At 31.0% G+C, this 21,575-nt stretch carries 22 protein-coding genes; 20 read left to right on the top strand and 2 right to left on the bottom strand.

Translation table 11 applies throughout. From position 1 onward, the window contains the following. Positions 1–129: 129 nt before the first annotated feature. The 6 genes from Q0828_RS10570 to Q0828_RS10545 all read left to right on the top strand — a co-directional run bounded on the left by Q0828_RS10570 (position 130) and on the right by Q0828_RS10545 (position 6,436). A complete protein-coding gene (locus Q0828_RS10570) occupies positions 130–1,902 on the top strand; it encodes a TIGR04141 family sporadically distributed protein (protein WP_298420367.1) in 1,773 nt (590 codons plus the stop codon). A 269-nt stretch (positions 1,903–2,171) separates the two neighbouring features. Then, positions 2,172–3,023 (top strand): AraC family transcriptional regulator, encoded by an 852-nt coding sequence (locus tag Q0828_RS10565; RefSeq protein ID WP_298420365.1) that lies wholly within the window; start codon positions 2,172–2,174, stop codon positions 3,021–3,023. Positions 3,024–3,087: 64 nt separating this feature from the next. Further along, positions 3,088–4,212, top strand: a complete 1,125-nt coding sequence (locus tag Q0828_RS10560) for an SRPBCC family protein (RefSeq protein WP_298420363.1) — start codon at positions 3,088–3,090, stop codon at positions 4,210–4,212. 137 nt (positions 4,213–4,349) lie between these two features. Then, on the top strand, positions 4,350–4,790 hold the full coding sequence (locus Q0828_RS10555) for a hypothetical protein (RefSeq protein WP_298420360.1): 441 nt from the start codon (positions 4,350–4,352) through the stop codon (positions 4,788–4,790). 131 nt (positions 4,791–4,921) lie between these two features. Beyond that, the gene (locus tag Q0828_RS10550; protein WP_298420358.1) at positions 4,922–5,581 is read left to right on the top strand and encodes a hypothetical protein; all 660 of its coding nucleotides are present in this window, start codon (positions 4,922–4,924) and stop codon (positions 5,579–5,581) included. Positions 5,582–5,740: 159 nt separating this feature from the next. Beyond that, a complete protein-coding gene (locus tag Q0828_RS10545) occupies positions 5,741–6,436 on the top strand; it encodes a hypothetical protein (protein ID WP_298420357.1) in 696 nt (231 codons plus the stop codon). A gap of 115 nt (positions 6,437–6,551) precedes the next feature. Here the strand turns inward: Q0828_RS10545 and Q0828_RS10540 are convergent, their stop codons facing one another. Together Q0828_RS10540 and Q0828_RS10535 are read right to left on the bottom strand one after the other, a co-directional pair. After that, positions 6,552–7,631 (bottom strand): FAD-dependent monooxygenase, encoded by a 1,080-nt coding sequence (locus Q0828_RS10540; RefSeq protein ID WP_298420356.1) that lies wholly within the window; start codon positions 7,629–7,631, stop codon positions 6,552–6,554. Between the two features lie 48 nt (positions 7,632–7,679). Then, entirely contained in the window at positions 7,680–9,788 is a 2,109-nt protein-coding gene (locus tag Q0828_RS10535; RefSeq protein ID WP_298420354.1) for a LodA/GoxA family CTQ-dependent oxidase, read from the bottom strand. 194 nt (positions 9,789–9,982) lie between these two features. Here Q0828_RS10535 and Q0828_RS10530 point away from each other — a divergent pair, with 194 nt between their 5' ends. From Q0828_RS10530 to Q0828_RS10465, 14 genes are all read left to right on the top strand, one after another. Beyond that, the gene (locus Q0828_RS10530) at positions 9,983–10,546 is read left to right on the top strand and encodes an NUDIX domain-containing protein (protein WP_298420352.1); all 564 of its coding nucleotides are present in this window, start codon (positions 9,983–9,985) and stop codon (positions 10,544–10,546) included. 108 nt (positions 10,547–10,654) lie between these two features. Continuing rightward, positions 10,655–11,482: a hypothetical protein gene (locus Q0828_RS10525; RefSeq protein WP_298420350.1), complete on the top strand. Its 828-nt coding sequence runs from the start codon at positions 10,655–10,657 to the stop codon at positions 11,480–11,482. 16 nt (positions 11,483–11,498) lie between these two features. Next, complete coding sequence (locus Q0828_RS10520; RefSeq protein ID WP_298420348.1) at positions 11,499–12,293, top strand: hypothetical protein; 795 nt, start codon at positions 11,499–11,501, stop codon at positions 12,291–12,293. Positions 12,294–12,409: 116 nt separating this feature from the next. Beyond that, a complete protein-coding gene (locus Q0828_RS10515) occupies positions 12,410–12,847 on the top strand; it encodes a MarR family transcriptional regulator (protein ID WP_298420346.1) in 438 nt (145 codons plus the stop codon). A gap of 46 nt (positions 12,848–12,893) precedes the next feature. Next, positions 12,894–14,228 (top strand): S41 family peptidase, encoded by a 1,335-nt coding sequence (locus Q0828_RS10510; RefSeq protein WP_298420344.1) that lies wholly within the window; start codon positions 12,894–12,896, stop codon positions 14,226–14,228. A 142-nt stretch (positions 14,229–14,370) separates the two neighbouring features. Continuing rightward, positions 14,371–14,709, top strand: coding sequence for a PadR family transcriptional regulator (locus Q0828_RS10505; RefSeq protein ID WP_298420601.1), 339 nt, complete (start codon positions 14,371–14,373; stop codon positions 14,707–14,709). Then, the gene (locus tag Q0828_RS10500; protein WP_298420342.1) at positions 14,706–15,137 is read left to right on the top strand and encodes a hypothetical protein; all 432 of its coding nucleotides are present in this window, start codon (positions 14,706–14,708) and stop codon (positions 15,135–15,137) included. The genes Q0828_RS10505 and Q0828_RS10500 overlap by 4 nt, the downstream gene beginning before the upstream one ends. A gap of 24 nt (positions 15,138–15,161) precedes the next feature. After that, complete coding sequence (locus tag Q0828_RS10495; protein WP_298420341.1) at positions 15,162–15,353, top strand: hypothetical protein; 192 nt, start codon at positions 15,162–15,164, stop codon at positions 15,351–15,353. 309 nt (positions 15,354–15,662) lie between these two features. Beyond that, positions 15,663–17,612, top strand: coding sequence for a BatA and WFA domain-containing protein (locus Q0828_RS10490; RefSeq protein ID WP_298420339.1), 1,950 nt, complete (start codon positions 15,663–15,665; stop codon positions 17,610–17,612). Next, positions 17,609–18,865, top strand: coding sequence for a dihydroorotase (locus tag Q0828_RS10485; protein ID WP_298420337.1), 1,257 nt, complete (start codon positions 17,609–17,611; stop codon positions 18,863–18,865). The genes Q0828_RS10490 and Q0828_RS10485 overlap by 4 nt, the downstream gene beginning before the upstream one ends. Beyond that, positions 18,862–19,188, top strand: a complete 327-nt coding sequence (locus Q0828_RS10480; RefSeq protein WP_298420335.1) for a hypothetical protein — start codon at positions 18,862–18,864, stop codon at positions 19,186–19,188. The genes Q0828_RS10485 and Q0828_RS10480 overlap by 4 nt, the downstream gene beginning before the upstream one ends. A gap of 10 nt (positions 19,189–19,198) precedes the next feature. Beyond that, positions 19,199–19,852 (top strand): alpha/beta fold hydrolase, encoded by a 654-nt coding sequence (locus Q0828_RS10475; protein WP_298420333.1) that lies wholly within the window; start codon positions 19,199–19,201, stop codon positions 19,850–19,852. A gap of 1 nt (position 19,853) precedes the next feature. Then, on the top strand, positions 19,854–20,423 hold the full coding sequence (locus tag Q0828_RS10470) for a hypothetical protein (RefSeq protein ID WP_298420331.1): 570 nt from the start codon (positions 19,854–19,856) through the stop codon (positions 20,421–20,423). Positions 20,424–20,628: 205 nt separating this feature from the next. Further along, on the top strand, positions 20,629–21,567 hold the full coding sequence (locus tag Q0828_RS10465) for a helix-turn-helix domain-containing protein (RefSeq protein WP_298420329.1): 939 nt from the start codon (positions 20,629–20,631) through the stop codon (positions 21,565–21,567). Positions 21,568–21,575 lie beyond the last annotated feature (8 nt).

Below are 21,575 nucleotides of genomic sequence, written 5' to 3'. Positions count from 1 at the left end.
CTTTACATTTATGAAAAATAAGAGGAAGTTATAATAACAAAAGTTCCTTTTATTTACCAAATTTAGTATGAAATCAGGAACTCCTGTTATACATACGTTAGCTGTAATTTAAAAAAACCAAAATCCTGAATGACTAAGAATCCTAAAATATACAGGATAGACAAAACTAATCGTCTGCTGAAATCTCTCAAGCAAACAGATTTAGTCATTCAAAAAATAATAAATATTTCATTTAAAAAACTAAAATACACAAACGTTTTTGACAGTAAGAATTTACAGAAAATCACAAAAGGAGAAACTACATATTATCTGTATTTATATAAATCGGAAGATATCGTTTCAGATTGGAAAGAGTTTTTACCAAACGGACTAACTTCAAAAAAAGATTTTACAGAACAAAAACTATCATTATTACTTTTTATAGAAACTGAATTTAACCTATTCTCTATTGTTGGTGGAAATGCTTATCAAATAGTTTTGCCGTTTATTGACCAATCTTTTGGTTTAAATCTTTATTCAAGAATAATCAAACCAGAATTTGATGAATTACTGTCTATTAAATCAAGAGGGATAACTGGTTCAAGAGCAGGTATTAGCGAACAATTTAGAGATAACTATAGAATTATTGATTTTATAAAATTCGGAAAAGTCCCTAAAGAAATTCATTTAAAATTAAGTACAGAAGTTTCAGATTTACACTTTAAATTTCTTAAAAAGAATGGAACAGATAGAGTTCAAATTTTTGTTGGTAAATCATTTCAAATAAAAAAATCTGTAGACTTTGAAGATTTGAATAAAATAATTACTGAGATTGGTTATATCCTTGAATTAGTTGCGTCAGATTATCTTAGTTCATATGAGGAAATTACAGATAAAAAATATATTTCGGATTACTTGCATCCCGAATTAATAACTCGAATTTTTAACGATACAGAAAACGTTTATAAAAGAAGTCAATATTCAAGTACAACTTTTGAACACGATTTTTGTGACCCAAATAATATTGAAAAATTTTATGAGGCTGACTATTATAAACTAAAAGAGAAAACTGTAAACAATGGTTACAGTACATTTGCAGAAGTAACTGATAGAACTGAAATTTATGATACTGTTATCAAAAGAGGAATCGAAAGATTTGGAGTAAATGACAGATTTAAATTTATGGTTTTCTTACAAGGTGCAAGAATTACAAGTCATCATAATAAAATACAAACTACGGCTTCAAGCTTTCTATTTAATATTTCAACAGAATTTCCAATTAATAATAAACCCATTTTTTTAGTGGATACGAAATGGTATCATTTAAGAGATACTTTTGTACAAGACCTTAAAACAAATACAGAACATATATTAAAAACATATAACGCTTCAAATGGAATTTTGCCTTTAAAATGGGATAAAAAAGTTCTTAAAAGAGAAAGTGACTACAACTCATCTTACGATAACTTAAAAAATTATATTGTAATTGACACAATCATAAAAGATGGTTTAGAACTATGCGATATATTACATTATGACAATCAAAATTTATATTTAATTCACGTCAAATACGGATTCAAATCTGAAATGCGTGAACTTACTAATCAAATTACAATTTCAGCAAGAAGATTAAGAGAAACATTAGGTTCTAAAGATAAATCTATACTAACAAAAATATATAATAGCTTAATTAACAAGGGTAAGAATATTGATAACTTAACATTGTCGGAATTTAAAGAATTATTCAATAAAAAGATTACGTATGTTTTGGCATTTACTTCTCATTTAAAAGATGATTTAAGTGTTATTGATAACATAGATAAATTTGACTCTAATATTGCAAGATATTCGCTAATACAATGTTCGGGAGAAATGAGAGCTTATTACTACGATATGCAGACATTTCAAATTATGAGGAAATAAAAAACTACAGCTAACACTGTATAAAAAACATAGGGTGGATTAAGTACTTTTCGAAATATTGTTGTTTTTCTGTGGGGTCGCCAAATATAAAATTTGGCATTTACGGTTGAGAAGATAAATACAAAATATTTATATTTGGCTTAGTATCAAACAGAAACCAAGTGTAAACCTACTGCCCTACATTTCATACACAAGTCCGTTGTGTTTCATTATAAAGAACCTCTCAGACAAACATTTTAGTTCAAATACTCATATCTTGCGTTTAGAAAATGAATATTCAAACCATAACACTTTTTGGCAAACCAGTTATTAATCTTTTAGAGATTACCGAGCTGTTAGAATTACCAGCCTCAATGCCTGAGGATGAAGCTGGTTTTGTATACATTTTAGAAGGTAGATGCAAAAACTTTACAGAGCTAAAGGAATTTGATTTAAAACAAGGAGAAGCCGTTTTAGCAAAATCGGGAAATGGGGTTTTTAAGACAATAATGCACCAAAATAAGCCAAATTTTAAATCTATATCAATACGATTTCACAAGAGTGTTTTAGAACAATTATATAAAGACAGTCCTTCTGTTTTCTATGAAAATCGTAACACTCCTTTAAACACCAATAATGCTGCTATTGAAAACAATGTATTACTTAAGCAATATGCAACCAATCTTTTAACTTATTTTAATCATAAGGAATTAGTAACCGAAGAACTTTTAATTATCAAACTAAAAGAATTAATCGTACTTCTACTGTCTTTTGAAGAAAAAACACAGGTAAGAGAAATTATGTTCAACCTCTTCACAGAAAAGAACTTCAAGTTTCAGCAGATTATCCAGTCTCACATATTCTCAGATATCAGCATTGAAAATCTAGCGCAACTCACAAACCGAAGCTTATCTACATTTAAACGGGATTTTAAAAGAATATACAACAACACTCCTTTGAACTATATCATAGAGCAACGGATAGAAAAAGTAGCCTCACTTTTAATTCATTCTCAAGACACCATCAGCAATATAGCTTACGATTGTGAATTCAAAACACTGGCACACATGTCGCGCGTTTTCAAGAAAAAATATGGCTCATCCCCGACCGACTACAGATTGAGCTTCTCAGACAAACGGTAGAACTTCTCAGTCAAGCTTCTACGTCTACTTTCGGCCAAATTTGTTTTTATAAACACAATTAAAAATGAAAACAATAAAATCTATTCTACTAACAATTGCGTTGACTTTTGTTGGTGGACTTAATACTGTAGTTATGGCACAAAAAGAACAAAGATTTACAGAAATCACATCTGATAAAACTAGTCAAACAATGAATGTATCACAAGATTCACTTTGGAAAATCATCAGTAGTCCAGATCTCTCGCGGTGGAGTACTCTTTTGGATAGTACTTTTGTATTCGGAGAAGAAAAGTTCGATGGTGTAAATTGGAGCAGTCGTGTCAGTCAGGTAAATTCAAGGGGACATCATGAATCGCATGAATCCCTCATTGACTATAACAATGCCGAGCGCAAAATTAAATTTGCATCCACAGAATTTCCTGGTTTTATTATTTCCAACGAAACTGAGTGGCGGGTAATAGACAAGGGAGAGAACAAGTCAGCATTGCGCATTGTGGTTAGAATGAGAATGAAAAAGTTCCACGCTGCTTTCTTAAAGAGACCTATGCTCAAAGCTATAAACAACAATGCTGAAGGTGTATTCTATGACATACGATTTTTTGCAGAAACTGGATTTATTTCACCGACTAAACACAGACGAATGGAAATATTGCTTGAGGAAGAAAAACCAAGACGTTACAAGGAAATTAAAAGACACCTGTCCAGCGAAATTATTAATGTTTCTGCAGATTCCTTATGGGCGATTTGTCGACAGTTTGATAGAACAGCTGAATGGACTTCAACTTTAAATCATTCTTATGGAACTGATAATCCCAAATTTGAAGGAGCTACATGCAACGAACGTACTTGTGAAACTAATATTGGTGGTGGAAGTACTGTTAAAGAAGAACTTATATTATTCAGTGACAAGAATAAGGAACTATCCTACAACCTTACCGAAGGAGCACCAGATTTTGTTCTGCATGTCAACAATCATTGGAGAATTATCGAAATCGGACTAAACCAATCCAGAATAGAAATGAATGTTACAATGCATCTGAAACCTTTTGCAGGATTCTTTTTAGGTTGTGTAATTACCAAACAAATGACTAAGCAAGTTTCAATTGTTTTGGAAGAATTAAAGATCTATGCAGAAACAGGTAAAGTTTCTGAAGCAAAGAAAAGACAAGTTGAAAAAAAGAAAAAATAACAATGTATATAAGTCATAGTGGAATTTAGGAACTCTTCTATGGATTTTTTGTATAATTAGGAATTATAATAAACCAAAAAATTAGTGCGTAAAAAACACTACAGCTCATATACTAACCGTTGTACACCATAAAAAAAATGAAAAACGAATTACTAAGACATATTATATCCACAATAAAATATCGCTTTGAAAAATCGATAAATGGCAATCAGCAAAACTTCAGTGACTTTAGTCTAGGAAAAGGCAGCAGAAGTTCAAAAGAAATAATCCATCATATGAATGATGTAATCTATTCCACACGAGTCTTCATTGAGCAAGAGTCTATGCCGCAAGAAAAAATAGAAGAAGTGAGTTTTGAAAACGAAATTGAACGATTTAACTCTGAATTGAAAAGAGTTGACTACTTGCTAGATAAAAAGGATTTAGATATTAACTATTCGAAAACACTTTTTCAAGGACCTTTTTCGGACATCCTAACTCATATCGGACAAATTGCAATGTTGCAGAGACTATGTGATAATCCGATAGACAGAGAAGACTTTTCAAGAAGTGAAATAAAGACAGGAATCAATGATTAAAAGAAAAAAGCGGTGTACAGCAAAGAACTGAGGCGAAAAACAAATAAATTCTAATTATTTTTTACCAAAGTACTTCTAAATTTAGTATCGTATGGATTTTATTTTTAACTATCGAAACTTTATATTTAGCCATGATTTCAACTATAAAAAAGTCTATTTTCTTTATATGTATTACTTATCTCTTAAGCGCATGTACTACAGAATTTTCAAAAGATATTAACGGTTCCTTCAATATTTTGGGAGCTGAAATTGAAAATAGAACAATCTTTTTGATCGATGAGATTGATATGAAAATTTCAGCAGATAGAAAAGTTCTTGTTGAAATCTCAAATAATAAAAAAATAGAAATACAAAAATCAGTCTATGATAGCGTAAGTATTTATAAAGTAAATCGTTACCATAAACTAACACAAGCATATGGTAAATTTTTATCTGAAATTGAGAAAGAGTTTATTAATAATGATAAAAATCCTTTATTTCAAAGTAATGAAATTACTCGTAAAGGACAAGAGTATATAGGTAGAACTAATTTATATACACAAGAAATAAAGAAACTTTGGGTGAACGATTTGACAATGAATAAAGTTTCTACAATATTAAATACTGATTATATACAAAATAGTGAAGGCGCCAAAATTTCACATGTTGCCTATTATTTTAATGATTTACCAACTAAAGGAATTATTGTCTACTTAAAACAGAAAAAATACAATATTTTATCACTTGAAAATGATTTTCTAAACGATTTGATTTTTCAAAATCTTACAGCATCAATTAATTCAAAGAAATAAAAAACATTTACCTAAATATTCATTCTTTCCTACGTATTTCTAACCTTATTGTATCGATTGTATAAGATATAAGGCAATTTTAATAAATGCTGAATATCATTAGGCTATCTTGAAGAAAGTTTACGTAACTAAACGTATACTTAAAACCGACTTATAGTTATGAGTGATTCAAAACCTGCTGCAATTATTGTATTTAGACATGCACATGATCTTCCAACTCCTAAACAAAAAGAAGAAATGGATGCTTATAATAAAGCACATCCAGATAATCCTCGAGATGAAAGTTATTATTATATTCATGAAAGCAAAGATTATCCATTACCCGATCCAAATGAAGGTATTGTAACGCTTCCTAGGCAACGCTTATCGCCAGATGGTTTTACCGAAGCTAAAAATGTAGCCGCTGATTTACCAAATTGGATTGCTAAACATTGGGCAACAGTAAATCTTGTAATTACAAAAGATCCAAGGACAATTCAGCAAACACAAAACCCGTTTCAAACTGTGATTCCATCAGCATATGCTATTCAAGCTAGTAAAGATCCTACTATAAATCCGGGAATGAATGTTGAAGTTAAATTAAAAGATGATCCAGGTTTTAACAAAGAAGGACTAATTTCAGATAATCATTCTACACTTATTTGTTGGGACAGACAAGGACTTTGGAATGATGATGGTGATAAAAAAACGTATATTTTACAATCACTTTCGAAAGATAATCAATGGCCTGGAAATTTTACACGTCCTCAAAAAGCTGGTACGTTTTATGTTTTCACAAATCCTGATTCGAATAATAAATATGATATAACTCAATATAATTATGATCATACCAATGGCTTTGTGAAATTTGCCTAAATAAGATTTGTATTATACAGACATTATTTTTAAAAATATTTAAAGAGTGAAAGCTATTAACTTGTAGTTTTTGCTCTTTTGTCTAAAAGGGTTCTATTAGTTCACAAATACGCAATTACATAAAAAACTGTTTCCAAAAAGTTGCATCTTTCCAACGTGTTTCTTGTTGATACAAATTATTTTTAGATTGTAAATATTGCTGAAAAATGGTTTTCATAGTGGAATCATATTCAGGAAATGCTTCTGTATCTGCAAAGTTGAGTTTCTTTACAATTGCTTCTGATGCTTTAGCAGCTGTATAAATCGCATTGGTAATTCCGTGTGAGGATAACGGATCAAAAGACATTGCAGCGTCTCCAAGTACCAACCAATTACTTCCAGCTATTTGTGCAGCTACAGACGAATTTGCATTGCCTCCTTTGAATTTTGCTTGATTGGTTTCTTGCAAAAAATCTTTCAAATACATTGTTTCAGACAAGACAATTTTCCATTGAGAAACATCTTTTAGTTTTGATAAAATTTCGTTCCCTTTATGAGTAAAAATTGTACAAATATTTTCTATTTCGTTTAATGCAGATACAATTCCCCAACCTTCTTTAAAACTTTCCACATAGACTTCATGTGTGAGTTTTGGATGTTTTATTTTTGGAATATGGCAACTCAACGCAACTAATTCATCATGAACATTACTTTTTACATTCAATTTCTGTAAAATAGCTCTGTTTCTTCCTGTAGCGTCTATTAGAATTTTACCTTGTACTATTTTGACTCCTTCATTTTTTGCCAATACAACTGTATTTCCATGTGCTTCTTGAATGATATCAAACTCTTTATGATACGAAATCATGTTTTCTTTGATAATTTCTCGTAATTGTTGTAGCGTTTGTTGTTTGTTAATTTTCAATCCATTTTTATACGGATTGTGATGAAAAAAGTTGATATCTGTTACACGCGAACTTCCCCACATAGAATGATATCCATAGGTTTTTCGGTATGCATTTTCTTCAAAAACAGAAAGTAGTTGTAATTCATTCAACAAAGGCATTGCAGTCGGTGGCAAAGTTTCACCAAGCGCAAAAGCTTCTTTTTCTACTTTTCTATGCAGTAACACAAAAGGAATTCCTTTACGTTGTAAAAGCACTGCAAGCGTAACGCCTGCAATGCCATTACCTATAATAATTACATCTTTTTTCATATATAATTCTATGTTATATAGCACTGTAGAGCCATACAAACAATCATTTTAGTTATCCTTTGCATCATACGCTACATAAACAATTTCTGGAATTCCATCAATGTCTAAATCAAGTCTTCTTCCTGTCACCACTCCAATATCTTTCCATTGATATACCATATTGATTAAGCCATTCATATAACCACCTTCTGCATGATATCCAATAAATCCAGTATCGGCAGTGTGCAACCAAGCTAAACGATTGGCATAAATGTTTCGTTTGGTATCAGGTAAAATGTTCGGATCTTTTAATTGTTCATAACTATCTGCTGGTAATACAAATACTGGTAAGTTTGCAGCCCACCATGATGGAACTGGATATTGTTTTTCTACATATACAGCTTGGCAACTTCCTGCATCTGATTGCCAAGGAATTCCCATCCATTTGGTTAAATCGCCTGGTGTTACTTTCCATAACCAACTTTCTTCACTATCTGGGATCATTGATTTACGTACATCATCTGCCGTCATAGAGAAACCAAAATTGTTATAAAAAATTGCTTCTTGTTCAAATCTTGATGCTATGTTTAATCGTACTTCACGTAATCCGTATGCGCCAATTTTGTATTTAGAATTGTCTACAATAAGTTTGTATGTTTCATCATTTTCAGCATAGATTTGATTGTGACGCATTGGCCAAGTTAATTCAACGCCAGGATGAAAACCTCCTCCATATAAAGTTTCTAATACTGCTCGTGTCATTAATAATGGTTTACGCGCTTCATCTTTTGCTGATTCTAAGAATCGTTCACGATAGAACTCACCCATTTCATCCATATTTTTGAACTCAAAACTGTCTGGTGTATAGAAATTACCATCACGCCATTGTCTTAATTGCTCATAAAGCATTGGAGGAATGGCAAACCATTGTGCTGGACTTCCCGGATAATCAATAGCATCTCCTGGATAGTATGGAAGTTTTAATTCGTCTGTTCCACTTCCACGATTTACTAAATCTGTAGCGTTTTTACTTGGAATGATTGGTTCATTCGACATGTTATATGCAGGATTACGGAACATATTGAAAATCTTTTCACGTACCGCATCCGCTTCTGCTTTTGGTTCTTTTTGATAAATGTATTTGAATTGATCTTTAGCAATTAATTCATCTATTGCTTCTTTAAATGATGGCGCTAAGAAATCACCTAAGTTTACCCATTGCATTCTATACAAACGATACATCATAGGAAATACAGTTGCCAATTCTGGTTCGTGCTTTTCATTAGCTGCTCCCGTAATTAAATCATACATTGTTGAAATTGGTTGAATTTGCGGCGCATAATCTGGTGGCGCTGATGCAACCCAAGCTGCAGAATTTGCATCATCTAATCTATATTCTTCACCTGTATCTTTTCTACGAATTTTGGCTGTAATGTGTCCATCACAAATGTCATCATACCAGTTGGAGTTGTCTGCAAAATCGGTATTCAAATCTGAAGGATTCAATGCTGCCGAAATTCCATCTGCGCCATAAAAAATCATTGTACCATCTTCATCATATTCTACTGTTCCAAGATTTACATCTTTTGAATCTACTTTCATACGTTTTGCAAGCATGCTAATTCCATCTTTTGAAAATCTTGAAGAAGGAAACTGTCCTTTAATTTCTTTGCGTTTTTCAAATTCATGCACACTTACCATTCCTGGGCTATTTACTAAATCTTTACGATAATCATAACCACCTTCTACACGCAATCCTTGATCCAATACATTTGGATTACGATATTCAGCACTAATGCCTGGCGCTAGTTTATCTTTTGCAAAATTTGGAGATAAGTTTTGATGATCTTCAATCATTACTGATAAATCTAAACTGTTGTTGAAGTCGTACCAAAACGGTTTTTTATTTGCGACTTCTACAGACCATTCAATATCAAAATCATCTGTTTTAATTTGCCTTGTTGGATTTCCATTATCGTCACATTCATAAATATAAAAACGTTGAGCTTGTTTCTTTAAACGTCCGTCTTTTGTTAAATAATTTTGATCTGTATCGTATAGATTTTCCCAAGGAATTTCTGGACTAAATATCACTTCTTCTTTAGTTGCTGGACCATTTCCAAGTCGCGCAATTCCTATTGAAGGATAGATTCTAAATTTTGGATTTTTATTTGCCATAATAGGTTAATTTTTTAAGTTGTATAAAGATAAATGGCACCACAACTTTATACTAGGGTGTTTTTACGTGGTTTTATCAAAGTTCAGAAAATACGTGTACGAATAAAGTCTTTATCATATATTTATAAAACAGAAGCAATGATATTTTAGTTTTGAGAATTTTAAAGCTGCGCTATAATTATATATTAAAATAGATGAAATATAAGATTTTAGAAGAAAAGACTGTTTTTGATGGTTTTTTCAAGATAAAAAAAGCAACCGTTACATACGATACATTTGATCAAAAAGAAATTACTGCTGATCGATTGTGTTTGGACAGAGGGAATTCTGTAGCAATTCTTATTTATGAAAAAGATACTGATTGCTTCTTATTTACAAAACAATTTAGATATCCTACTATTAGTGAACCTGATGCTTGGCTGTTAGAAATTACAGCAGGTTCGTTACCACATGGCGATGATCCTGAACAGAAAGTTAGAGAAGAAGTTGAAGAAGAAATCGGTTATGAGATAGAAACAGTCGAATTTATAAATGCATCGTATGTTTCTCCTGGAGGAACTTCCGAAAAAAGCTTTTTGTATTATGCAGAAGTTAATTCAACAGATAAAACTTCTGAAGGCGGCGGACTCAAAAGTGAACAAGAAGATATTCAATTGGTTAAGTTATCAAAAGAAAGAGTTATTCAAATGTATCATAACAAAGAGTTCCAAGATACAAAAACGATTATGGCGATTCAGTGGTATTTACTTCGTAATTGAAAGATTGAAGGATTCAAGAATTAAAAGATTGAAAACTGCGTAAACTTATATTTAGTATAGATACTAATAATGTATAGAAAATCGTTCTATTTGTAGAACCAACCAACTATGCCAAAATCTATATATTATAAAATCAGGCTATTACTCAGTTTTAGCTTCATTTTCTACAGTTTTTCTTCTTGTCAAATAGAAGTAAGTGATGAACTAAAAACGTTTACCGCTTTTTTAGAAACAAACCATGCATTTAATATTATTGGATTAAATCGTGCTAAAGCAATTTATTTTAAGAAAAGTAAAGAGATACCCATAATTCATTCTGAGAAACTCAATACAATTAATGTTGCTTATGAACGACTTATGTTAAAAATTGATCGTTCCATAACTGTAAAAGAGACATCTATTGAGCCACTTATACAAGAATACGACAATTTTTTTACCGAAATTAAAACACTTTTTTTAAGTCTTTATAATCTACCAACCCATTATCGAAAAAAATTAGCACCTCATATTACAGCTATGAATGATATAAATTTTAATACTGAATATCGTTTAAAAGCAATGAAAAATAGTCTTACATTATCAATGATTTTCGCCTATCAATCCATTTATGGAAGCTTAGTAACAACTTCCGTCTGTGGTATTATTCGCGTTCGAATTAACACAGCTGTAGCACTACATGAAAATTTAGCAAAAATTACATTAAAATCCGCTTTAATTCAAACTGTAGAAGAGGAAAAAAATATTAGTATCGATAAAATTACTGTGAATGGCATTGATAAAAAGCTAAAATATAACATTGCTAAAAATCAAAACTTTACAGATATCATACTAGATTCTTTGGCGCCTGGAACATATCAAATTGAAGGAAAAGTTCAATATTTTGATCGGAATGGAAAAAAAGACATTCCATTTCGTGAAACATTTGAAGTAAAATAATCTAAAAAGTCTAGCTATGCAATCCATATATAAATCTGTTTTACCAGTTATTTTACTACTTTTGAGTGTATCATCTTGTAAAAAAGACAATTCGGAAGAACTAAAAGAGCTCAATTCATTTCTGTATCATACTTATCAAGTAAATACAGAAGCTTTGGAGTATCAACAAAAAAAATACCATATGATAGCGGAGGAAAAACCAAGTACACGTATTAAAAACTTGGATGCTATTTATAAAACATATGGTGAACTTTCTTCTAAATTAAATGCAGCCATTGTTGCTGAGAACACTGAAATTGAACCATTACAAACTAAGTACAATCAATTATTAGATGAAATTGAACAATTTGTAAAAACGGATAAAAGTTATACCATAAATCGTATTTTAACGAATAACAAAAATCATCAGCTCAATGCAAAATATCATCTAAATATAATGCGAAATAACCTTGTGATAGCTATGAGTTATGCTTTTGAACATTCAAGTAAACCTGCAAGTATTAAAAATAATATTAAATCACTAAAACATGTGGATATAAAAGTGACACAAAATTATTATCGTACAGTCCTATCATTATCATCAGCAATTGCACAAACTTCTAATGAATATAGATCTGTAATAGTTGATAAGATTAGTAAAGATGGTATCAATACTGATATGAAATATACAGTTCTTGACAACACTTCTTTTTCAGATATCACATTCGATTCTTTACAACGCGGAAATTATTTTATTCAAGGAAAACTAGAATTTAAAGAAAGAGGGAAAATTTTAGTTGTACCTTTTTCTAATGAGTTTGAAATCAAATAGAGTACTCGTCTTCAATATATAATAACACACTCCACTCTTATTCAAAATCTTAATATTATGATAATTATTTGCATATAATTGATATATCAACTATTATTGTATCAAATATTTTATTTATGAACCTAAAATCACCTTCAGAAACTATTTTTTATACTATAGAATCTACGATAAAAGAATATCGAAAGTCTTCACAAAAACAGCTTTCTAGTGAAGTAAGTGATATGACTATTGATCAAGGAATGATTTTAGCTTTTTTAGATAAATATCCAGATAAAACACAGAAAGAAATTGCGGCAATGGCTTTTAAAGACAATGCTTCTATGACACGAATGTTGGATTTAATGGAGAAGAAAAATTATCTAAAACGATCAATAAACGAAGAAAACAGAAGAAGATATAAAATAGAAATTACAACAAAAGGAAAGCAGGTTTTAAAAACCTTAGCGCCTATTATTATTGACAATCGAAACAATGCTCTCCAAGGAATTTCAGAAGAAGAAATTGTCCAGTTAGAGTCAATTTTAAAGAAAATCAAATCAAATTGCACAGCATAAAACGTTATTCATCAAGCGTCATTCATCAATCATCAAATCAATAAAAATGAAATTAATCAAATTAAAAACTATCATTACGTGCTGTTTGCTCTTATATGCAACAAGCATATTAAAAGCTCAAAACGAAGCTGCCAATCTAACACAAACCCAAACTTCTAAAGTAATTAACTCTATTAGCAACATTTTAGATTCTAATTATGTTTTTCCTGAAGTTGCCAATAAAATGACTTCGTTGATCAAAAATAATCTCAAAAAAGAATTGTACAAGTCCATTAATGATCCACAACTGTTGGCTTCAGCACTTACAAAAGATTTACAAAGTATTAGTCATGATAAGCATTTGAGAGTTATATATAACCCTGCTCAAATAGCAGCACAAGAACGTGTCATTACAACTGAAGATAGCTTGGCATACATAGATAATCGTGTGAATCAAATGAAATTTCAAAATTTTGGCTTTAAAGAAGTTAAAATTTTAGATGGCAATATTGGCTATTTAGATTTACGCGCATTTATGGACACGCAATATGCAAGCGAAACTGCGGTTGCAGCTATGAATTATTTGAGCAATGCAGATGTAATTATTGTTGATCTTCGTAATAATGGTGGCGGATCGCCAAGTATGATTCAACTGATTACAAGTTATTTATATCCTCCAGAACGAATTCACTTAAATAACTTTTATAATAGGCCTGCTGATTCTCGCACACAAACATGGACCTTACCACATGTCCCTGGAAAACGAAATCCTGATGCTAAAGTATATGTATTGACAAGTAGCAGTACATTTTCTGCTGCGGAAGAGTTCTCTTATAATTTAAAGAATTTAGAACGTGCAACCTTGATTGGAGAAACTACTGGCGGTGGCGCACATCCTGGTGGAACAATCAATGCCGCAGAAGGTTTTATGGTTTGGACACCAACAGGAAGAGCCATTAATCCGATTACAAATACCAATTGGGAAGGAACTGGCGTTGCACCGCATATCAAAGTGGAAGCTAACAAAGCCTTGGCTGTTGCCGAAATGAAAGCATTGGAATATTTGGTTCAAAAAACGAAAGATCCTCAATTAAAATCTAGATACAATTGGGCACTCAGTAGCAAAAAAGCATTGAATAATCCGATAACGGTACAAAAATCTATCTTAAAATCCTATGTAGGAACCTATGAGGTTCGAAAAATAACCATGGAAAACGGAACACTTTTCTACCAACGTGAAAATCGTGGAAAACACAAACTAGTTCCATTGAATGCCAACGAATTTATGGTAGGTGATATTTCGTATTTCAGAATCCGATTCATTAAAGAAAACAATAAAATCATTGCGCTTCAAGGAGTATATGATAATGGACGTACTGATAAAAATCTAAAAACCAACTAAACCTAACTAACCTTTTTTTCATGTCCTAATTTTGAAAAGGAACCTTGTATGAGGTTCCTTTTTTTGTTAATTCTATTCATAATTTATTTAAAATAAAATACATTTTAATAAAATGTATTCAAATAAAATGTATATTTGCCATATGTATAGTAAAGAACTCACTAAAGGAACATTGCAACCTATCATTTTAAAGTTGTTAAGTCAACATGAAAAAATGTACGGTTATGAAATCACTCAAAAAGTAAAAGAACTCACTAAAGGAAAAATAGATATTTCGGAAGGTGCACTCTATCCTATTCTACACAAACTGGAAAAGAGTAATGTATTAGAAACCGAAAAAATCTATATAGGTAAACGTGTTCGAAAATACTATTCGGTAACCAAATCTGGGAAACAAGTAATAGCGGATCAAACCAATCAGATCAATGATTTTATAAAAACATTATCGTTAATTTTTAATCCTAATCCAGCTTCAAAATGATACTTACGGACGAAAACATCGATTATATTGCTAAAAATTTGGCATTGTATGGTTTAAAAAATGAAGAACTGAAAGAAGATATTCTAGATCATATATGTACATACATAGAAAATTCAACAGAAAACAATTTTGATATAGCATATAAAGCTGCCATTCATCAATTTGGTGGATATTTAAATATCAATCACATACAAACAGAAACGAATGTGCAGTTATATTTAAAATCTACTAAAAACCGTACTAAACTCTTGTTTATAATTGGTTTTTTAAGCGCAATATTAATTGCTACAGGAAGTTTATTTAAAATTTTGCATTGGCCTTTTGCTGGTCAAATACTATTTTCAGGTTTTGTCCTTTTAATTCTTATGACCCTTCCACTCTACTTTTATACTAAATACAAAAATTCATTACTTAAATATCAATCATAATACGAACATCAAAATCAATTAAAAATGAAAAAATCAGTTTATGTATTAGGCTTTCTAGCCTTATTCACACTTAGCACAGCATTTATGTTTGAAATCATGCGTTGGCCGTATGCAGGTATCTTAATACTGCTAGGTTTTGTTTTATTCAATTTTGGCTTTTTACCAACACTATTTTACAAGTTATACAACGCCGAAAAAAGGAAGGTAACTGCATAATTGCAGTTTTATAAAGTTAAAAAAAGGAATCTTGTAATGAGGTTCCTTTTTTTGTTGTGCACTTCGACTTCGCTCAGTGTGAAAATTACGGGAAACCACATTTATATGTGCAAGCCTTGTTTTACATTTATAGCAAATAACAGGAAGTATTTGTGAAATTAATTCCTGCCATACTTATGTTAGCCACAATTGAGATAAAGATTGCTCCTTTTCATACACTAAAACATCTAAACTCATATACCGCTAAACTCTTTTTAACACATCTTTATAAATCCTAAAGTATGCTAAAATAAAATTAAACGTTTATATTTGACAAACGTTTATTTAGGAATGCAATTCAAATACCCAGAAGTACTTTACGCGCTATTATTACTGCTCATTCCAATATTGGTTCATTTATTTCAACTTCGCAGGTTTGAAAAGACTTCTTTTACGAATGTGAAATTCCTTCAAAACGTTATTCTTCAAACACGTAAAAGCTCACAATTAAAAAAATGGTTGATTCTTTGTATGCGATTGTTAGCGATGGCTGCACTGGTTATTGCCTTTGCACAACCGTATTTTGCGAATAGAGATATTGTAAAAACTGAAAACGAAACGGTTATCTATTTAGATAATTCGTTTAGTATGCAAACAAAAGGCGAAAAAGGAGCTTTGCTAAAACGTGCTGTGCAAGAATTGTTAAACACTGTTCCTGAAGATGAAGAAGTTAGTATTTTCACAAATACGGAAACCTATAAAAACACAACAATTAAAAGCATTCGTAACGAACTGTTACAGTTGAATTATTCAAATCAACAAGAAGCAATTCCTGCTTTAATTTTAAAAGGTCGTAAGTTGTTTTCAAAGCAACAGAATTCAGTTAAAAATCTAATTCTAATCTCTGATTTTCAACAACAAGAACAACTTTCAGTTCAAAGTGATAGTACATTTAATACAAATTATATTCAGCTAAAACCTGCAAATGCGAATAACATTGCATTAGATAGTTTATACATTGCAGAGCAAGATGCAAGTTCAATTACAATTGCTGTTACTTTGAAAAACTCTGGAATTCCTGTGCAAGATATTCCAGTTTCATTATATGATGGAGGAAGTTTAATTGCTAAATCTTCTGTAAATTTAGACACACAAAACACTTCTGAAGTCACGTTTTCAATTCCTTCGAATAAAGTGATTCAAGGTAGTATTAAAATTGATGACAATTCATTACAGTTTGACAATGAACTATTTTTCAATATCAATACTCCTGAAAAAATCAACGTATTAGCCGTTAACGAAGCGGATGATGAGTTTTTGAAGAAATTATATACTAATGATGAGTTTAATCTGATTTCTGCTCCCGTAAATCAATTGAATTATAATGCTATTACAACGCAGCAATTGATCATTCTAAACGAATTAAAAACGATTCCGAATCCATTGTTGACAGCATTGAGAAGTTTCAAACAAAATGGTGGTTCACTTATCATCATTCCCGCTAAGGAAAGTAATCTTACTACCTACAATCAACTATTACAAGCAGCTAGTTTTGGACGTTTTCAAGAAATTCCAAACGTAACAGAAAAGAAAATTACAAATATAAATTTCTCTCATCCGTTGTTTACAAATGTGTTTGAGAAAAAAGTAACCAATTTTCAATATCCAAAAGTGAATCATTATGTAGCACTTGAAAATGCAAATGCTGCTATTTTACAATTGGAGAACAATGCCCCATTTTTATTAGAAAAAAACAATACGTATTTGTTTACGGCTGCTATTAACAATGAGAATTCAAATTTTAAAAGTACGCCATTAATTGTGCCTATTTTTTATAATATTGGGAAAAACAGTCTGCAATTAACAAACCTGTATTATACCGTTGGAAAAGAAAATACCTTTGATGTCCAAACATCATTGAGTCAAGATGCTGTGTTAACAATTGCAAAAGAGTCGGAAAAATTTATTCCATTACAACAAACTGCAAACAATAAAGTACGTTTAACAACGGATGAATTCCCTACAGTCGCAGGAATTTACAATATCAAAAATCAAAACACTGTTTTACAGCAAATTAGTTATAATTTTGATCGAAAAGAAAGTAGCTTACAATATCACAATATTGCCAATTTATATCCAGAAAATACACATACTACGGTAGCGCAATTTTTTGAAGATTTAAAAAATGAACAGTCCGTTGCTTCGCTTTGGAAATGGTTTGTTATTTTTGCGCTATTATTTTTATGTATTGAAATTTTGATTTTAAAATTCGTCAAATGAACCTCATCATAAAATCTGCAACTATCCTTGATTCTAAGAGCAAACACAACGGCTCTACAAATGATATTTTGATAGAAAACGGAATTATTACACAAATTGCTTCTACAATTGAAAACACAAACAATTACGAAACTATTTCTCATGAAAACTTGCATGTTTCGCAAGGTTGGTTTGATAGTAGCGTAAGTTTAGGAGAACCTGGTTTTGAAGAACGTGAAACGATTGAAAACGGACTCAAAACGGCTGCAAAAAGTGGATTTACAGCAATTGCCGTAAACCCAAACGCAAATCCGATTGCAGATACAAAGGCTGATATTGCTTTCTTAAAGAGTAATGCTCTTGAAAATATAGTAAACCTCTACCCTATTGGCGCATTGACTACGAAAAGTGAAAGTGTAGATTTAGCCGAATTGTTTGATATGAAAAACGCTGGCGCGATTGCTTTTGGCGATTATCAGAAAGCGATTACTAATCCAAATCTGTTAAAAATTGCATTGTTATATGCTTCTAACTTTGATGGTTTGGTATTATCATTTCCACAAGAAAATAAAATTGCTGGAAAAGGAATTGTCAACGAAGGACATAATAGTACACGTTTAGGCTTGAAAGGAATTCCAGCTTTAGCTGAAGAATTACAAGTTGCCAGAGATTTATTTCTGTTAGAATACACCAAAGGAAAATTACACATTCCGACTATTTCTTCTGCAAAATCTGTAGAATTAATTCGTGAAGCTAAACAAAAAGGCTTAAATGTAAGTTGTTCGGTTGCCATTCATAATTTGGTTATGTCTGATGACGAATTGGAAGAATTTGATACCAATTTCAAAGTATTGCCTCCATTACGTACACAGAACGATTGTAAAGCATTGCTTGAAGGTATTCATGACGGTACGATTGATATGGTTACAACTGATCACAATCCGATTGACGTTGAACATAAAAAAGTAGAATTCGATAACGCCATGTATGGAACCATTGGTTTAGAAACAGCTTTTGGCGCATTACAAACTGTTTTAGATACAGAAAAAGTAATTGACTTATTAACTGCTGGAAAAGATCGATTTGGTATTGAAACTTCTCAAATTTCAGTAGGACATAAAGCCAACTTGACTCTTTTCAATCCAGAAGGAAATTATACATTTACAGAAAAACACATCCATAGTACATCTAAAAATAGTGCTTTTTTAGACAAAGAACTTAAAGGAACTGTATATGGAATTATACATAATCAACAAAAAATAGATTCAATATGAATCCACAAATCATAGAAGAAGGAAGAAAAAATGCTATTATTTCTTATTATACATTAATAGGAACTGTAGTGGCAATTGTTTCTAATTCAGATAAGAAAAATCCATATGCAAGTTTTCATATTCGACAAGCTTTAGGACTCAACACGATGTTTATTGCACTTGCTGTCATTGTCAGCTATTTTGACAATTGGATGATTTCCTCCGCTTTTTATGTATTCTTTGCTGTTTTGTGGTTTTTTGGACTTTCAAATGCGTTTCAATGCGAGTATCAACCAATTCCTATAGTTGGAGAGTTTTTCCAAAAATTATTTAAATCATTATAATTTTATCAGTATGCAAGCTAAAAAATTATCATTACATCATATCATCCGAGCACCAAAAACTACTGTAGAGAAGTCGCCAGTTTTACTATTATTTCACGGTTACGGAAGTAATGAAGAAGACTTGTTTTCCTTTGCAGCTGAATTACCTGAAGAGTTGTTTATAATTTCTGTTCGTGCACCAAGAGATTTACAACCTTATGGATATTCATGGTATGACATTCATTACACAGCTACTGAAAAAATAAGCAATGACGAACATGCTATTGAATCGCGTGATGCAGTTGCTACATTTATTGATGAAGTTGTAGAAAACTATCCTGTAGATGTGTCTAATGTTACGCTTTTAGGATTTAGCCAAGGAACAATTCTAAGTTACGCTGTTGCGTTTACGTATCCTGAAAAAGTTAAGAATGTGATTGCATTAAGTGGTTATTTAAACCATAATATATTTGATTTCAATGCGGATAAAGATTACAGTTCTCTAGATTTTTATTGTTCTCACGGAAGTGTAGATCAAGTAATTCCTGTACAAGCAGCTCGTGAAATTGAGCCGTTTATGCAAGAACATAAATTGAAACATGTATACGAAGAATTTCCTGTTGGACATGGCGTAGCTCCGCAAAATTTCTATTCGTTCAAAACTTGGTTGGAGAAGCGAATTTAGTATGTATCATCAAATTGATGTTGGAGCTTCAATAAAGAAAGAGAAATTAGTTTTTGAACGTGAAACTTCCTTATTTTCATTTATAGATAAATTTTCTAGATTCTTCCTAAATACTATTTTTATTAGTGCATTTCCTTTTATTAGTATAATGACATTAATAGACAACATAAAAAATAATAATTCTTTCATACTTACATTCTTATCTACAATTATTAGCATTGTAATTAGTTTTTATATCCTATTTTCTTTAGCAGCTAGTAGTAAATTGAAAAGGATTATTGGAATTTCAGGAAGTAAAAACAGAACTATTATCAAAAATATCAAATTAGAATCAAATTGGGAAATTCAACGTCATAACCAAGAAATTACCGTTTTTAAAAAGAAATGGACTTGGACTTCTACAAATTGGGGAAGGCAATTATTTATAATTTATGATGGAAAAGATATTTTAATTAATTGTACTACGTTTGGTAAATATGATGCAAAATCTCCTTTTCATTGGTTTAGCAGTCGAAAAATAGAAAAACAGTTTCAAAGGAAGTTTCAAAAGTACATACGATTGAAACACTAAAATTCTTTAAACTAAACTAATAGGTAAAGAAATTATGCGCTTTAACATCTTCAATATCATAACTATTTTTGGAGCTATTCAAGGCTTTGTACTTTGTCTATTTTTATTTCAAAGAAGAAATAAGCAGCATAGTCTTTCTTTAAAATTCTTTCTCCTTTTCTTGTTTTCACTTTCTTTTTCAAATCTATTTGCCGCACTTATAGATATGGGGTTATTTAAGTATTATCACAAATTAGACTTGCTTCCTATTCCTTATGAATGGTGCATTGGGTTAGGCTTCTACTATTATATTAAAAGTCAATTTTCATCTTTACACAAAAAATTTGAGCTTAAAAAAGAAGTTTATTTATGGATTCCTGCAATACTTTTCACACTTCTAAAAACATATCTATTTTTGGTTGCGATTGCTTTTAATGATTATAGCCTTACAAGTATTTTGATTACTGCTGGCTTTTTTAAATTGTATGGATTCCTGTATCTATTCTTCAATTTAGTGATGGGATTAATTTCTTTACAAATTATACGAAAACAAGAAAAGACGAATTTTGCATTTAAGCACAAAAAAAATATTCGTTTTCTAAGCATCATCACCTATGTATTTGTCCTAACGTCTAGCTTAAGTATTGGTATGCATTCGCTAGATTTTATACTGCACGCTGGAACCGGAACTTGGTCTTTTTATTATCCAATATTAATTATGAATGCTGTTTTTATTTATTGGATTGGCTATGTAGGCTTTACACAATTTAAATCATTTTTTAACTTTTTTGAACCAACAAACACTTCTAATTCTACAGAAGAGAACCCAATTATTAATGCATTACTGACATTGATTAAAGAGGAAGAAATATACAAAGACCCGAAAATGTCATTAGCACAAACTGCTATATTGTTAAAGGTTAGTCCTAAAAAACTCTCTGAGCAAATTAATGAACAGTTAAAAATGAATTTTTCCGAATTTTTAAATGTACATCGTGTTGAAAAAGTAAAAACACTACTAACTTCAATTGAAACCGAAAAGTATACTTTACTCGCACTTGCTGAAATTGCAGGGTTTAGAACAAAATCATCTTTTAATACTACATTTAAAAGACTTACAGGAAAAACGCCATCTGAATATAGACGACTACAAAAGACGAGTTAAATAGGTTC

This window comes from uncultured Kordia sp. (assembly GCF_947496985.1).
GTDB lineage: Bacteria > Bacteroidota > Bacteroidia > Flavobacteriales > Flavobacteriaceae > Kordia.
Note: the sequence above shows the minus strand (reverse complement) of the source record. Positions and strands in the feature narration are given on the sequence as shown.